At 68.1% G+C, this 15335-nt stretch carries 14 protein-coding genes; 1 reads left to right on the top strand and 13 read right to left on the bottom strand.

The window, feature by feature from the left end; all coding sequences use genetic code 11:
- Position 1 precedes the first annotated feature (1 nt).
- The 5 genes from Q0Q47_RS15530 to Q0Q47_RS15510 all read right to left on the bottom strand — a co-directional run bounded on the left by Q0Q47_RS15530 (position 2) and on the right by Q0Q47_RS15510 (position 6252).
- Positions 2-1225 carry an amidohydrolase family protein gene (locus tag Q0Q47_RS15530; protein ID WP_293861588.1) on the bottom strand — a complete coding sequence of 408 codons (1224 nt, stop codon included), beginning with the start codon at positions 1223-1225 and terminating at the stop codon, positions 2-4.
- 31 nt (positions 1226-1256) lie between these two features.
- Positions 1257-2708: a hypothetical protein gene (locus tag Q0Q47_RS15525; protein WP_293861585.1), complete on the bottom strand. Its 1452-nt coding sequence runs from the start codon at positions 2706-2708 to the stop codon at positions 1257-1259.
- A gap of 14 nt (positions 2709-2722) precedes the next feature.
- Positions 2723-3622, bottom strand: coding sequence for an ABC transporter permease (locus Q0Q47_RS15520; protein ID WP_293861582.1), 900 nt, complete (start codon positions 3620-3622; stop codon positions 2723-2725).
- A 3-nt stretch (positions 3623-3625) separates the two neighbouring features.
- The gene (gene nikB / locus Q0Q47_RS15515; RefSeq protein WP_293861579.1) at positions 3626-4561 is read right to left on the bottom strand and encodes a nickel ABC transporter permease; all 936 of its coding nucleotides are present in this window, start codon (positions 4559-4561) and stop codon (positions 3626-3628) included.
- An 83-nt stretch (positions 4562-4644) separates the two neighbouring features.
- On the bottom strand, positions 4645-6252 hold the full coding sequence (locus Q0Q47_RS15510; RefSeq protein WP_293861576.1) for an ABC transporter substrate-binding protein: 1608 nt from the start codon (positions 6250-6252) through the stop codon (positions 4645-4647).
- Positions 6253-6589: 337 nt separating this feature from the next.
- On the opposite strand from Q0Q47_RS15510, the gene Q0Q47_RS15505 reads away from it, so the two are divergent.
- Positions 6590-7348, top strand: a complete 759-nt coding sequence (locus Q0Q47_RS15505; RefSeq protein ID WP_293861573.1) for a hypothetical protein — start codon at positions 6590-6592, stop codon at positions 7346-7348.
- Between the two features lie 193 nt (positions 7349-7541).
- Here the strand turns inward: Q0Q47_RS15505 and Q0Q47_RS15500 are convergent, their stop codons facing one another.
- The 8 genes from Q0Q47_RS15500 to Q0Q47_RS15465 form a co-directional block, all read right to left on the bottom strand.
- Positions 7542-8045 carry an ureidoglycolate lyase gene (locus tag Q0Q47_RS15500; protein WP_293861570.1) on the bottom strand — a complete coding sequence of 168 codons (504 nt, stop codon included), beginning with the start codon at positions 8043-8045 and terminating at the stop codon, positions 7542-7544.
- Positions 8046-8083: 38 nt separating this feature from the next.
- Entirely contained in the window at positions 8084-9013 is a 930-nt protein-coding gene (locus tag Q0Q47_RS15495) for an allantoinase PuuE (protein ID WP_293861567.1), read from the bottom strand.
- Positions 9014-9083: 70 nt separating this feature from the next.
- Complete coding sequence (locus Q0Q47_RS15490; RefSeq protein WP_293861564.1) at positions 9084-10112, bottom strand: succinylglutamate desuccinylase/aspartoacylase family protein; 1029 nt, start codon at positions 10110-10112, stop codon at positions 9084-9086.
- 2 nt (positions 10113-10114) lie between these two features.
- Positions 10115-10606 (bottom strand): VOC family protein, encoded by a 492-nt coding sequence (locus tag Q0Q47_RS15485; RefSeq protein WP_293861561.1) that lies wholly within the window; start codon positions 10604-10606, stop codon positions 10115-10117.
- 46 nt (positions 10607-10652) lie between these two features.
- Positions 10653-11846: a pyridoxal phosphate-dependent aminotransferase gene (locus Q0Q47_RS15480; RefSeq protein WP_293861558.1), complete on the bottom strand. Its 1194-nt coding sequence runs from the start codon at positions 11844-11846 to the stop codon at positions 10653-10655.
- An 8-nt stretch (positions 11847-11854) separates the two neighbouring features.
- Positions 11855-12739 (bottom strand): ABC transporter permease, encoded by an 885-nt coding sequence (locus Q0Q47_RS15475; RefSeq protein ID WP_293861555.1) that lies wholly within the window; start codon positions 12737-12739, stop codon positions 11855-11857.
- The gene (locus Q0Q47_RS15470; protein WP_293861552.1) at positions 12736-13662 is read right to left on the bottom strand and encodes an ABC transporter permease; all 927 of its coding nucleotides are present in this window, start codon (positions 13660-13662) and stop codon (positions 12736-12738) included. Before Q0Q47_RS15470 ends, Q0Q47_RS15475 begins: the two co-directional genes overlap by 4 nt.
- A 66-nt stretch (positions 13663-13728) precedes the next feature.
- Positions 13729-15324: an ABC transporter substrate-binding protein gene (locus tag Q0Q47_RS15465; protein ID WP_293861549.1), complete on the bottom strand. Its 1596-nt coding sequence runs from the start codon at positions 15322-15324 to the stop codon at positions 13729-13731.
- Between the last annotated feature and the right edge of the window lie 11 nt (positions 15325-15335).

Genomic DNA, 15335 nt, shown 5'->3' with positions numbered 1-15335 from the left:
GTCACACCATCCGCTTTCCTTCGAGGAAGGTCATCCGGACCTTCGCGATATCGTCGAGATCGGCAAGCGGGTTGCCGTCGACGACGATCACGTCGGCGAGCATGCCCTCCTGCAGGGTTCCGATCTGCTTCAGCTTGTTGATGCCCGCGGCCACCACCGTGGCACTGCGAATGGCATCGTAGGCGTCGGTCTTGACGCCGACCTTCACCATGAACTTCAGCTCCGGCGCGATGACGCTGTGCGCCACCGCCGGGCTGCCGCAGTCCGTGCCGAAGGCGATGGTGACGCCGGCCTTTGCCGCATCGACCAGGCCCTGGTAGCGCTTGGGATCGGCGACGGCCTTCTGGCGCTCGGCGATCTTCCACTCCGGAATGTTGAACTTGCGCGCGATCTCCGGCTGGCTCTGCACCACCACCGGCGCGAAGGTCGTGACGATGGGGACGTTCTTTTCCTTCAGGAGCCCGATCGTCTCCTCGCTCATCGAGCCACCGTGCTCGACCACGTCGATGCCGAAGCGGACCACGCGGTTGATGCAGGCGTCGTAGGTGGCGTGCGCCGTGATCGGCAGCTTGTTGCGGTGGCTCTCGTCGATCACCGCCTCGAGTTCGGCGTCGGTGAACTCGAGCGTGTCGTGGCAGGCCATGATCTTGATGAGATCGGCCCCGCCGCGCACCTGCTCGCGCACGGCCCGCCGCATCTCGTCGGGTCCGCTCGCCTCGCGGCAGCACCAGTAGGTGTGCCCGCCGGTCTGCACGATGGCCTGGCCGCAGACGAGCAGCCGCGGGCCGGGGAAGATGCCCTGGGCCACCGCCTGCTTGGCGAAGAGGTTGGTGCGGTTGACGCCGAGGTCCCGGAAGGTGGTCACGCCCGCCTTCAGGTTGATCAGCATGTTGCTCGCGCACTTGTAGGCGGCGATCTCGGGCGCATCGTCCATGGACTGCGCCGCGAGGTCGTGGATGCCGTCCCAGGCGAGGTGCCCGTGGCTCTGGATGAGGCCCGGCAGGATCGTGCCGCCGGTCTCGATCACCCGCGCTGCAGTCGCGCCGAGATCGGACGTGCGGCCGACCCGCTTGATCGTCTTGCCCTCGATCTCGACGAAGCCGTTCTCGATGATCTCGTCGCCGACGCAGGTCAGCACGCGGCCGACCAGGATCACGTGCTCGGGCTCGATCTCGACCATGGGCCGGATGATCTTCTGGAACCGCCAGGGTGCCTGTTCGGGCATCGTCGCCTCCCTCTCTGGTGTGGTGTCGCCGTCAGGCCGCGGTGGCGGGCTTGAGGCCGAGTTCCTCGAGCGCGCGGGCGCCGCCATCGAGGTTGGTGAGGTTCATGCCGGCATAGTTCGGGGAATAGACGATCCCCTCCCCGCCGGCGCGGTAAGTCGCCAGCACGCTGCGATAGACGATGTCCGGCGTGCAGACCGCCTGGTCCTTGCGCTCGCGCGGCGCGTCGACGCCGATGCCCATGTAGACCTTGGCCTTGCCGGCGCAGCCGCGCACGGCGTCGGCGCACTGACCGTAGACGTAGGTGTCGGGATCGAGACCGGCCTGCACCACCTTGTCCCACGGCGCCTCGTTGAGGCCGAGGATGGAGTACATCGCGGGCGTGAAGTCGTTGGCGTCGAAGTCGCGCAGGATGGTCTTGCGGTAGTGCTCCATCTCCTTCGCGAAGATGTGGCCCGACTGGTGCTGGTAGGTGATGGGCTTCACCCAGTCGGCATAGTCGGTCTGCTCCTCCCAGCCCCATTGCGCCTTGCGCACCGGATTGAAGTGGTTGCGGTTCCACACGTTGAGGCCGAAGGAGAGCTTCGGGTCGCACCACTTCACGATGCCGTAGAGCTCGCGGTCGAGGTCCTTGGAGCGCTCCAGCCAGAGCTTCTCCCACAGCAGAACCTCGGGGTTCACGAGCAGCACGCGCATGAACTCGATGAGCGAGTTGTCGGCGAAGGTCTTGTTGGCGCGCAGCCCCTTCACCACGTCCCACACCTTGTGGAAGGCGACCTTCACGCGCTCACAGTCGATGCCACGCTCGGCAGCCTCCTTGCGGCAGTGCGGGCAGAAGCAGCCCGGCGCCTGGCCCTGCAGCATCCGGTCGAGGGGGCTGTTGCGCTCGTTGCACCACATGATGCCGTCGATGCCGTAGGAGCGGCAGTGCTGCTCGACGATGCCGTGCCACCACTTCCGGTAATGCGGGTTGCTCGTGCAGGGCTCGCCGGCGACGCGGCCGAGCAGGTCGATCTCCAGGCACTGCGGCATGTTGGGGATGAGCACCGCGGCCGCCGAGCCGTGGCCGGCGTATTTGAACAGCGGCTCCATGAACTCCGGGATCACCTTCATCCCGCGTTCCTTGGCCTTCGGGATGACGAGGTCGAGGATGTCCTGCCCGCCCATCTCGGGATCGGCCGAGGCGAATTCCTTGATGAAGGTGTCGCTGTAGTACTCGGGCCGCGATTTGATGTAGCTGCCGCCCTGCATGGTGTAGGGCGCCGGCACGCCATGGTCGGGCCAGCCCTCGAGCTGGTGCGAGATGCGCCGGCCGACCTTGAGGCCCAGCCACGAGATCGTCCCGATCAGCAGCGCGTTCACGCCGACCCGGTTCTGCAGCGTGTCGAGCACGGTGTCGACGCCCTCGTCGATGAAGCTGATCGGGCTGATCTGCATCCCGACGAAGGGATCCTTGAGGGCGGCGGGCGGGATCGGCTGGGTCATGGAGATCTCCGGTATCAGCCTTCCACCCGCATGCGCGGGTCGAAGGCGGAGCGCAGGCCGTCGCCGACCAGGTTGCAGGCGACGACGACGGTGAGGATGGCGAGGCCCGGGAAGGTCGAGATCCACCAGGCGCGCTTGAGCACCTCGCGGCCCTCGGCCGACATCAGGCCCCATTCGGGGGTCGGCGGCTGAGCGCCGAGGCCGAGGAACGACAGCCCCGAGCCGATGAGGATGGCATTGCCGATTTGCAGCGTGGAGAGCACGACCACGGGCGCATAGGCATTGACGAGCACGTGCCGCAGCATGATGCGCCAGGGCCGGTTGCCCACAACGCGGGCGGCCTCGACATAAGGCAGCTGCTTGATCGACAGCACGCTGCCGCGCACGAGGCGGGCGTATTGCGGCACCGTGGCGATGCCCACCGCGATCATGACGTTCTCGATCGAGGTGCCGAGCGCCACGATGACGACGAGCGCCAGCAGGATCGAGGGAAAGGCAAGGAGCGCGTCCATGCAGCGCGAGATCACGGTGTCCCACCAGCCGCCCTTGTAGCCGGCGATCAGCCCCAGGAAGACGCCGGGCACTGCCCCCAGCGTCACGCTGATGAAGCCGAGCCACAGCGAGATCTGCGAGCCGACCAGCACGCGGCTGAAGACGTCACGGCCCAGGAGATCGGTCCCGAACCAGTAGGTCGCGGACGGCGGCTGGCGCGCGAGGTCGACCGTCTCCGTCGGATCGTAGGGCACCACCCGCGTGCCGAGCAGCGCCACGACGCACCAGGCCAGGAGCACGAGGAGGCTGGCCACCGCCCCCTTGTTGCGCAGGAAGCGGCGCACCCACGGCGCCCGCAGCCCGCGGCTCGCGGGAGCGACGACCGGGGCGGCAAGAGCCTCGCTGGCCACGGGTCCCGCCATGGCTCAGACCGTGTAGCGGATGCGCGGGTCGAGCCACGCATAGGCGACGTCGACTGCGAGGTTCACGGTGAGATAGACCGTGGCGAGGAAGATGATGCAGCCCTGCACCAGCGGGTAGTCCTTGGCCAGGATGGCGCTGACGACGAGGCGGCCGACGCCCGGGCGGCTGAACACCGTCTCGGTGACGACGGCGCCGGCCAGCATGCCCCCGAACTGCAGGCCCACCATCGTGACGACCGGGATGAGCGCGTTCTTCAGGCCGTGGCGCCACAGCACGAGGCGCTCGGGCAGGCCCTTGGCGCGACTGGTGCGGATGTAGTCCTCGGCCAGCACCTCGACCATGCTGGAGCGGATGAGGCGCGCCACGAGACCGGAGGAGACGAGACCCAGCGTGACGGCGGGCAGCACCAGCGTCTGCCATCCGTCGCCCCCTGCCGGCGGGAACCAGCCGAGGATGAACGAGAAGATCAGGATCGAGACCAGGCCCAGCCAGTAGATCGGCATCGAGGCGCTGACATAGGCGATGCCCATGGCGGCCGTGTCGATGGCCGTGTTCTGGCGCAGCGCCGCCAGCATGCCGAGCGGTACGCCGATGAGCAGCGCCACCAGGAGGCCGAAGACGGCGAGTTCCAGCGTGGAGGCGAACCGGTCGAGGATGAGCTCGGTCACCGGCATGCGGAACCGGATCGACTGGCCGAGGTCGCCGATCATCGCGTGGCCGAGGAAGCGCAGGTACTGCACCACCAGCGGGTCGTCGAGCCCCATCTCCTGGTGCAGCTCGCGCAACCGCTCGGGCGTGATCGCGCCACCCTCGGCGCCCGCCAGCATCAGCTCGGCGGGGTCGCCCGGCAGGACGTGCATGATCATGAACACGATCAGCGTGATCAGCCAGAGCACCGGCAGCAGCTGGAGAACACGGCTGAGGATGTAGCGACCCATGGATCACATGCTCTTGCGGGCAACGGGCGCCCGGCGGGAGGCCGGCGGCACGCGCGAGCGCGCCGCCGGATGTCCGTGGTCCGTCACTTGTCGAGGGTCACGTTGTTCAGGAAGAACCAGTTGCCCTCGGCGCCCATCTGGAAGCCCTTCACCTTGCCGGACACGGCCACGAAGACCGGGTCGGACAGGGTCGGCAGCATCAGCGCGTTCTCCATGATGATCTTCTGCGCGTCGCGGGCGGCCGCGCAGCGCTCGTCGATGGAGGGCAGCGCGCGCAGCTTGTTGAGCGTGGTGTCGAGCGTGTCGTCCTTGAAGCCCGTCCAGGCCCAGCCGCCGGGCTGGTCCCACTTGGAGTTCCACACCTGGTCGAGGATCAGCGGATCGGGCGAACGCTGGCGCTCGTACATGAGCTCGAAGTCGGCCTTGCGCACGCGGTCGAGCTGCACGGGACCGGCCACCACCTCGACGGCGAGGTCGATGCCGGCGCGGCGCATCTGCGCCTGCAGCGCCTCGCCGATCTCCTTGTGATGGAGGACGTTGTAGCGGATCTTCAGCGGCGTCCCGTCCGGCACGCCCGCGACGCCCTGGGCCTCGCGGATCGGCTTGCCCGACACGGCCTTCCAGCCGGCCTGCTCGAGCAGCGCCTTGGCCTTGTCGGCGGAGCGCTCGTACATCTTGCCCGCGCCGTCCCAGAAGCAGCGATGGTTGTTGTTGAGCGGGCCTTCGGAGGGCGCGTAGTAGCCGTCGTAGAGCAGCTTGTTGATGGCGGCCTGGTCGGCGGCATGGTGCAGCGCGCGGCGCACGCGCACGTCGTTCAACGGCGGCTTGCGGGTGTTCATCACCATCTGCAGGCCGGTGCCCGACTGGTCCTTCGAGATGAACTGGACCGTCTTGTCGTTCTTGTACTCGTCGACGAAGCTCGCCGGGATGGTGAAGCCGATCTGGGCGTTGCCGCTCTTGACAACGTTGCCGAGCACTGCGCCCTCGCCGATCCAGCGCACCGTCACCTGGTCGACGCCGACCGGGCCCTTGGCCTTCTGCACCGGGTTCCAGCCGCCGTAGCCCGCCCACTTCTTGAAGACGATGCGGTCGTTGGGCACCCACTCGGCCAGCGTGAACGGACCGGCGCCCACGAGGTTCTTGCTGAAGTTGGCGAGGCCGAACTTCTCCGCCGCGGTCGGCGACCAGATCGGCGTGCGGCGCAGCGCGTCCAGCAGCGTCACCCACGGCGTGTCGTAGGTGATCTTCACCGTCGTCGGATCGACCACCTCGACAGACTTCCACGGGCCCACGTCGCTCTTCAGCTGGGCAGACGCGGTCTTCGGGTCGTTGATGCGCTCGAGGTTGTACTTCACCGCGGCCGCGTCGAAGGGCGTGCCGTCCTGGAAGGTGACGCCGGAGCGCAGCTTGAAGGTCCACACCTTGCCGTCGGGCGAGCTCTCCCAGGAGGTCGCCAGCGCCGGCTTGTAGCTGCCGTCGCTGTCGAGGATGACGAGCGGATCGGCGATGAAGGAGTTGAGCAGCCAGGTCGACTGGTAGGGGTCGATGTGGCCGTCGAGCTGGGCCGGCTCCTGGTTCGCCGGGAAGGCGATCACCAGGTTTGCCTGGGCGAAGGCCGGGCCGGCGGCGAGCGCCAGGGCGGAGGAGACGAGAAGCGTGCGAAGCGAGCCTGAAACGGACCAACGGGCCATCGGAGCAGTCCTTTCCCTCGAAAGACGGCGTGGCGGAGCAGTGTCGGCGGTCGGGGGCGCGAACACTCGGGACCATGGTCCCCGGCGTTCCCGAGCAATCCGGATGCCAACGGGAGAAGGGCCGGATCGCGAGCGTTTCTTGTTGTCACAAAGCGATATTGTATAACAAACATACAGTCAATGCGCTCTCGCTCGGCACGCTGCCTGCAGGGGCGCCACAGGCACGGGGACGACGATCATGGGCGCGCACGCGGCTGCAGGCTTGAGGGTGGCAATCGGCGGGCGCGTCTGCGCCGTCGAGCGACCGTTCGGCAGCATTTCGGGGTCTGAAGGGCGCGTGACCGACGTGGCCGTCGACCCCGGCGGGAACGTCCACGTCCTGGTTCGCCGCGACCCGCTGACGGAACCGTCAGGCCCCGCGGTCCTGGTGTTCGATCGGGAGGGCAGGAGGCTCGGCGCCTGGGGCGAGGAGGTCGCCGACGCCCACATGATCGCCTGCGATCCGCAGGGCCGCCTCTGGATCACCGATCGCGACGCGCACGAGGTCATCGCCTTCACCGCGCAGGGCGAACGGGTGGCCTCCCTCGGCACGCGGCACGGCCCGGGTCGGCCCTTCGGCCATCCGTCCGACATCGCCTTCGGCCCGGCCGGCGAGGTCTATGTCGGCGACGGCTACGGCCACGCCTTCGTGCATCGCTTCGGGGCATCGTTGCAGCCGGAGCTGCGCTGGGGCGGCATCGGCACGGAGCCCGGCCGTTTCGTCACCGCCCATGGCATCTGGGTCTGCGGCGACGGCAAGGTCGTCGTTGCCGACCGCGAGAACGACCGGCTGCAGGTGTTCGACCGCGACGGTGTGTTCCTGAAGGCCATCGACGGCTTCCATCGCCCGTCCGACATCTGGGGCGACGCCCAGGGGCGGCTCTTCGTGACCGACGGCGTGCCCTCGCTGACGTGCCTCTCCCCGGACTTCAAGCGCATCGACCGCTGCCGGCCGGTGCTCAACGGGGCCCATGGGATCTGGGGGACGGCGGACGGGGTGCTCTATCTGGCGGAGGGCAATCCCAGCCGGATCACACGGCTGGTGCCGGTGGGGTGATGGTCAGACTGCGGTCGTCCCACTGACCCTCGCTCTCTCCGCCGTCATGCCCGGGCTTGGCCCGGGCACCCACGACTTCGGGATGGCCCCGGCAAAGTCGTGGATGGCCGGGCCAAGCCCGGCCAAGACGGCTGAGAGATGGAAGCGAGCAAACAGAAGTCTGCCAGGAGCCCTCAACGGGGATCTAGCAAGACTACCCCTCGATCCGCACCGGCCGCTCCAGCGTCGCGATCTCGGTATCCCCCGGCCCACCATCGGGCCCGTCCGGCAGCCTCGGCCAGAGCACCGTGAAATTGCCCGGGCGGTCGAGCACCGTGGCGCCCATGTGCCAGGTGCCGGGCGCGTAGCAGACGCCGACATTGCCGGGCATCAGCACGGCGTGCAGGTCATCGAGGTCGGGATGGCCGTCGTCGCGGGTGCCGGCCACGAGCACCATGTAGCGGGCCACGTCGAGCGGCATGAAGGCCTGCGAGGCGCGGGGATGGCGCTCGAGCTTCTGGATGCTGTGCGGAAGGGTGACCGGCTGCACGAGGTTCACGTGCACGCGCGGCACGATGCCCGAGTCGTCCAAAGCCATCACGTCCGTGAGGTCGATCCGCTCGCCGGGGACGGTCGGCGGCTCGATCCAGCGGCCGAAGCGGGAGATGTCGAAGCTCCTGGGGCCTCCCATGTGGAGGCTGATCGCGATGGTGGTCATGGCCTGCCCTGTGCTCCCGAATCGCTCGGCGATCCGGCTCAGGCCGGATGGCGCGCGATCCAGTGACGCGCAATGTCGGCGCGACGGCAAGCCCAGACGTCCGGCTTGGACACAACGTAGTCAACGAACTTCTGCAGCCCGGAGAGCCTGGCGGGGTGTCCGATGAGCCGGGGATGCAGGCCCACGGACATCATCTTCGGCGCCACGGCGCCTTCCTCGTAGAGGACGTCGAAGGCGTTCTTCAGCAGGACGTAGAAGTCGTCGCCGGTGAAGAGGCCGCTGGTGAGCTTCACGTCGTTGGTGACGAGCGAATAGGGCACGATCAGGTGCCGGCGCCCGGCCACCATCGTCCAGTAGGGCAGTTCGTCGTTGTAGCTGTCGCTGTCGTAGAGGAAGCCGCCCTCCTCCACGAGCAGGCGGCGCGTGGCCGTGCTGGGCGCGTAGCGGCAGTACCAGCCCACGGGACGCTCGCCCATGGTGCGCTGGATGGACTCGACCGCGAGCCGGATGTGCTCGCGCTCCTCGTCCTCCGACAGCTTGTAGTGCTCGACCCAGCGCCAGCCGTGGCAGCACACGTCCCAGCCGTGGCGGGCCATGAACTCGGCGGCCGGCGGATTGCGCTCCAGCGCGACGGCGCAGCCGAAGGCGGTCGCCGCGATCCCTCGGTCGGCGAACAGGCGCGCGATGCGCCAGAAGCCGACACGCGTCCCGTACTCGTACATGCTCTCCGAGGCGAGATCGCGTTCCCCGGCTGGCACCCGGGCGGCAGAGACCTCGGTCAGGGCAGTCTCGGACCGGCCGTCGCCGTCGCCGATCGAGTACTCGGACCCTTCCTCGTAATTGACGACGAAGTTGATCGCGACGCGCGCGCCGCCGGGCCAGTCGGGATGGGGCGGCTTGTCGGCATAGCCGACGAAGTCGCGGGGGTGCCCGTCCATCATCTGACCGCCCAGCTGCATCGTGTTCATCCCTGCGCAACCCGTCATCTGGGGCCACCGGCTTTCGCGCGAAAGCCGGTGCCGCCGTGTCCAAGCGTGCCTAGGTCCGCTTGCCCGTGACCTTGTTGAAGAAGCAGCACCAGTCGCCCACGGTGACGTTGGGCAGCGCGCGCAGCCCGAAGATCATGCCGTCGGCCGGCGCCCGCAGCACCGCCAGTTCATCGCCGAAGAGCGAGTAGATCCTGGCGATCACGTCGTCCTTCTTCATCGGCGTCAGGAACTGCGTTCCGGGCTCCGGAAGGTAGAGGCCGGAGGCCGGCGCCAGCAGCGCCTCCTGCGAGCCCTTGGTGCGGTTCTTGTCGTACTTCGCCTTGCCCGGCAGCATCTTGTAGTGCCGCAGGATGTTCAGGATCGCGTCGGCGAGCTTGCGCCCGACCTCGGCGAAAGCCTTGGGCGAGGTGGCCGAGCGGCCGCCGAGCTCGACGGTGATGCCGACCTTGCCGATCTCGGCCATTGCCGCCATCGGGTTCCCCTTGGGATTGGGCGAGGACATGATGCAGCCCCAGCCCGGTCCCATGGCGGTGGCGAGCTCCACCGACTCCGGCCGCTCGTCCACGAAGATGGCCTCGGCGAGGTAGGAGTGCGCGCCGCCCGAGTGGATCGAGATCTCGAGGTCAGCCACCTTGGTGAGCCACTGGTAGTGGGCCCACGCGACACGCTCCGAGAAGTAGCCGTTCGCTCGCCCCGGATAGATCCGGTTCATGTCGTGGCTGAAGGTGTCGAGCGGGTTGCCGCGGCAGGCCGCCTCGTAGGCCGGCACGTTGATCGCCGGCACCAGCACGAGCGTTCCCGACATCTGCTGGGGATCCACCTCGCGCATGGCGATCTGGCAGGCGAGCGTGCCCTCGGGCTCGTCGCCGTGGATCGCCGCATCGACCCAGAACACCGGTCCGGGATTGACGCCGTTGATGACGACGACGGGGATCTCGACCATCGAGCCGCCGGCCTGGCGGAACACCTCGATCGCGCCCCGCGCCACCTTGCCGGGCGCCGCCTTGGCGGTGCCCACGGTCACGGTCTTCGCCTTGGCGGCGGCCTTCGCCACCGGCTTCTCCTTGCCCCCGGCCATCGTCAGATCCCCTTCACTTGCTTGTACTTCTCGAGCTCTTCGGGCGTGTAGACCTGCATGAACTCGATCTCGATGCCGCCGGCATCATTGTCGAGGAAGGCGACGTAACCTTCGGGATGGGCGTGGCTGCCCTTCACGCCGCAGGGCTTGCACAGGCGCAGTTCCGCGCCCTGCTGCTGGGCATGGGCCAGCGCCTTGTCGATCGAGTCGACCGCGTAGCAGATGTGGTGCAGGCCCTCGCCGCCACGCTCCTTGATCCAGGTGGCGAAGCGGCCGTTGTCGTCCATCGACTCGCAGAGCTGGTACTCGATGCCGCCGAGGTTGAAGAGCGCCACGCGGTTGCGCGACTTCTCGTACTCCATGATCTTCGTGTCGCCGGGCACGCACAGGAAGCGCGAATAGCCCTCCAGTGCCTTGCGGGCGTCCTTCACCGCGAACGCCATGTGCTTGATGCCGATGACGTTGGGATTGTCGGTCTTCACGGGTGCGTTCATCGGGCGTCTCCTGCCGCTGATGTCGGGAAAGTCGAAACGGACGGGGTCATGCGCGGGCGGCCCGCAGCGCCTTGACCACCTTCTCCATGCGCGCTGCCGCCTCCTCGACCTTGGCGAGCGGCTGCAGCAGGGAGATGCGGACGTAGTCGTCGCAGTGGTCGCCGAAGAGGGAGCCGGGGAACATCATCACCTTCCCCTCCTCCAGCAGCCTGATGCAGAAGTCCGAGGCGCTGAGCCCGGTCGAGGAGACGTTGGCGTAGACGTAGAAGGCACCGTTGGGGCGGGCGTAGCTCAGGCCCATGCGGTCCAGCGCCGCGCACATCAGCTTGCGGCGCTCGTCGTAGAGGCGGCGGGACTCTTCCACGCAGTCCTGCGGGCCCGTCAGGGCCGCCAGCGCGGCGTGCTGGCTGACCGCCGGCGCGCAGATGGCGAGGCCGTGGTGGATCTCGGCCATCGGCGTGGTGAAGGACTTCGGCGCGGCGAAGTAGCCGACGCGCCAGCCGGTCATCGAATAGGCCTTCGAGAAGCCGTCGATGGTGATGGTGCGCTCGCGCATGCCCGGCAGCGCCGCGACGCGCTGGACGCGGGCGTTGTCGTAGGTGAGCTTGGCATAGATCTCGTCGGAGATGACGATCAGGTCGTGCTCGATGGCGAGCGCGCAGAGCTTGTCGATCTCGGACGGCGGGATGACCATCCCCGTCGGGTTCGAAGGGTTGATCAGGCACAGGATGCGCGAGTTCGGGGTCAGCACCTTGGCGACCTCGTCGGCGGTCAGCGCGAAGCCGTCCTTCTCGTAGGTCGGCACCGTGACGATCTTGCCTTCGGCGAGCTCGACGGCCTGGTGATACGAATTGTAGCCCGGCGAGGGGATGATCACCTCGTCGCCGGGGCTGACGAGCGCCAGCATGGCGACGAACATCGACTCCTGTGCGCCGGCCGTGACCACGATCTCGTCGGGGAAGTACTCGGCCCCACCGTCGCGCTTGATCGCCTCGCAGATCGCCTTGCGCAGCTCCGGCATGCCGAGCGGATGGGTGTAGTGCGTGGCGCCCTTGGCGAGCGCCGCGCGGCCCGCCTCGACGATGTGCGCCGGCGTGTCGAGATCGGGATCGCCGCGGCCCAGTGCGATGACGTCGGTGAGCTTGGCGGCAATGTCGAGCATGCGCGTCCGGACGGACGACTGCTTGATCTTCACCCGGTCGGCGAAGCGCGTTGCGGCGCGGGAGGGCGTTGGCGTCATGGCACTCATCATTTGCGATCCACGGAACGAGGGTCGAGGACCTGGCTCAGGCGGTCACCCAGGAGGTTCACCGCCATGACGACCAGGAAGAGGGCGAAGCCCGGGAACATCATCGTCCAGGGCGCGTAGCGCATGTATTCGCGGCCGGAGTTCAGCATCGCGCCCCACTCCGGCGTCGGCGGCTGGGCCCCGAGGCCGAGGAAGCTGAGCGTCGCCGTCGTCAGGATGGCGTTGCCGAGGTCGAGCGTGCCGAGCACGACGAGCGTCGGCACGGCATTCGGCAGAAGGTGGCGAAGCATGATCCGGAGGTCGCCGGCGCCCAGCGCCCGGGCCGCCTCGATGAAGGGCTGCTCCTTCACCACCAGCACGGCGCCGCGCACCACGCGGGCGAAGCGGGGCACGCCGGCGATCGCCACCGCCAGCACGACATTGACGAGGCCGACGCCGAGGATCGACACCACGAGGATCGCCATGACGATCTGGGGAAAGCCGAGCATCACGTCGATGAAACGCGAGCCCCACTCGTCGATGCGCCCGCCGGCATAGCCGATGACGATGCCGATGAAGCTGCCCGCCAGCAGCGACAGGGTCACGGTGGCCAGGCCGATGCTGATCGAGTAGCGGGCGCCGTAGACGACGCGGGAGAACACGTCGCGCCCGTGCAGGTCGGTGCCGAACCAGAACTCCGCGTTGGGCGCGCCGAGGCGGGCACCGAGATCCGTCTCGTTCCAGTCGTAAGGGACGATCCAGGGCGCGACGATGGCCAGGATCACGATGGTGGCGAGCACGACGGCGGCGGCGAAGGCGCCCGGATGGCGCACGAAGCGGCGCAGGGTGCGCCAGCGGCGTGGCCTGCGGGTCGTGGACGGCGCGGGCGCGGCGACGGCGCTCATGTCGCCCTCCCCATGCGGATGCGCGGATCGATCATGCCGTAGAGAATGTCGACGACGAGGTTGACCAGCAGGTAGGCCGCCGTGGTGTAGACGACGAGCGCCTGGACGAGCGGCATGTCCTTGGTGAGCACCCCGTCGACCAGCATGGTGCCGAGCCCGGGCCGCGCGAAGACGTTCTCGGTGACGACCGCGCCGCCGATCAGCACGCCGATCTGCACGCCGAGCAGCGTGACCGGCGGGATCATCGCGTTGCGCAGCGCGTGCTTGAAGATGATGCGGGCGCGCGACAGGCCCTTGGCCCGGGCCGTGCGGATGTAGTCCTGGCCGAGCGCGTCGATGATCGAGGAGCGCACGAGCCTGGCGAAGCCGCCGGCGATGAAGAGCCCGACCGTGATGGAGGGCAGGATCAGGGCCGGCAGGCCGCGCCCGACGATGGGCACCCAGCCGAGCACGTTGCCGAAGACGTAGATGAGCACCATGCCGATCCAGAAGGAGGGCAGGGACACGCCGACGAGCGCCAGCGTCATGCACAGCGTGTCGACCCAGGTGTTGGGTCTCACCCCGGCCAGGATGCCGAGCACGAGCCCGACCAGCAGGCCGACGAGGAGGCCGCCCAGCGCCAGTTCCAGAGTCGAGCGCGCCTGCTCCAGGATCATCTTGCCGACGGGCTGGCGCGTGCGGAAGCTCTCGCCGAGATCGCCCTTGATGGCCCGGCCCAGGAACGTCACGTAGCGCTCGACGACCGGCCGATCGAGGCCGAGCCGCGCGCGCTCGTTGGCCCGCACCTCCTCGGAGGCCGGGACACCGGCGAGCATGAGGTTCACCGGGTCGCCCGGGATCACCTGGAGGACGATGAAGACCACCGTCCAGGTGAACAGGAGGACCGGGATCATGCCGGCAAGACGTCGCAGGACGTAGTTCATGAAGCGGTTCGGCTCGGCGTCAGGGGCAATCGGCGGGACGCCGCGAGGCGCCCCGCCGGGTTCACGTCAGTTGGCGGGCTCGACCTCCTGGAGGCGCACCTGCCACTGGCCGACGGCGTAGCGCAGGCCCTTGATCTTGGCCGAGTGCACCACGGTCTGCACCTGGTCGTGGACGGGGAAGAAGATCGCGGCGTCCATGATCATCTTCTGCGCGTCGGTGTAGAGCTTGGAGGCCTGCTCGGGCGACGTGGCGGAGCCGGCATCGGCGAGCAGCTTGTCCAGAGCCGGGTCAGCCCAGCGGGCCCAGTTGAACTTGAACTTGCCGGGCTCGGGGATGTTGGCGCTGGTGAAGGGGATCGTCAGCACCGACGGCGAGTTGTTGACCCAGCGGATCGGCAGCACGTCGTAGTCGTTGGCGAAGATGAGCTCGTCCTGCTTCTGCTTCAGGACGTTCTCGACCTTGAGGTCGATGCCGACGCGCTTCACGTCGCCCTGGATCGCGACGCAGGTATCCGGCTCGAGCAGGCACGGCGCATAGAGGCTCAGCGGCTTGCCGCCCTTCTCGCGGATGCCGTTGGCGCCGACCTTCCAGCCGGCGTCCTCCAGCATCTTGGCCGCCTTGTCGCGGTTGAACGGATAGTAGGCCTCGACCGACTTCGAATAGGCCGCCATCGACGGCGCCAGCGGCCCCCAGGCGGGCTTCGCGAGGCCGAAGAACAGGTTCTGCGACAGCTTCGGACGGTCGATCGCCGTCATGAAGGCTTCACGCACGGGCTTCTCGGCGAAGGGGCCGCGCGACGTGTTGAGCAGCAGGCCGTAGGGCAGGCCGGCGGCGACGCCCACGGTCGCCTTGAACTTCCCGCCGTCGGCGAGACGATTGGTGTCGAGCGGCGGCGTGATGTCGGAGATCTGGACTTCGCCCGCTTCCAGAGCCGCGACGCGGGTCGCCGCGTTCGGAATGAAGCGGTGAATGATCTTGGCGACCTTCGGCGGCCCCTGCACGGCCGAGAAGGACGGCGCCCACTTGTAGTCCGGGTTGCGCTCGAGGACGACCTCGCGGCCCTTCTCCCACGACACGAACTTGAACGGGCCCGTGCCGACCGGCGCCTGGGCGAAGCCCGTGTTGCCGAGCTTCTGCACGGCCGTGGGGCTCACCGGCGAGAGTTCGTTCTCCGTGTAGGAGGACACGGCGTCGGCGAACGGACGCTTGTAGCGCACGCGGATCTCGTAGGGGCCCAGCACGTCGGAGCCCTCGTAGGGCCCGAGCATGTCGACGGCGCCCTGCGAGCCGGTCTTGGGATCGGCGATGGTGTCGAAGGTAAACTTCACCGCCTCGGCGTTGAACGGCGTCCCGTCGTGGAACTTCACGCCCTCGCGCAGCTTCAGCGTCACCGACTTGTTGTCGGGCGCCACGGTCCAAGACGTCGCGAGCCACGGCGACATCTTGCCGTTCTCGTCGGCGGCGATGAGCTGGTCGAAGACCTGGACGATCACCTGCTCCTCGTGGCGCGACTGCGTCACGCGCGGATCGTAGGTCACGTCGCTGTTGCTGTCGTCAGCCCAGACGATCGTCATGTCCTGGGCATGGCCCCGGCCCATCGGTCCGAGCAGTCCGGCCAGGAGAATCGTCCCGGCCAGCAAGAGTGTACGGCGTCCTGTCATGTCATCCCCTC

This window comes from uncultured Alsobacter sp. (assembly GCF_945952055.1).
Taxonomy (GTDB): domain Bacteria; phylum Pseudomonadota; class Alphaproteobacteria; order Rhizobiales; family Beijerinckiaceae; genus Alsobacter.
This window is presented reverse-complemented; position numbering and strand designations above follow the sequence as displayed.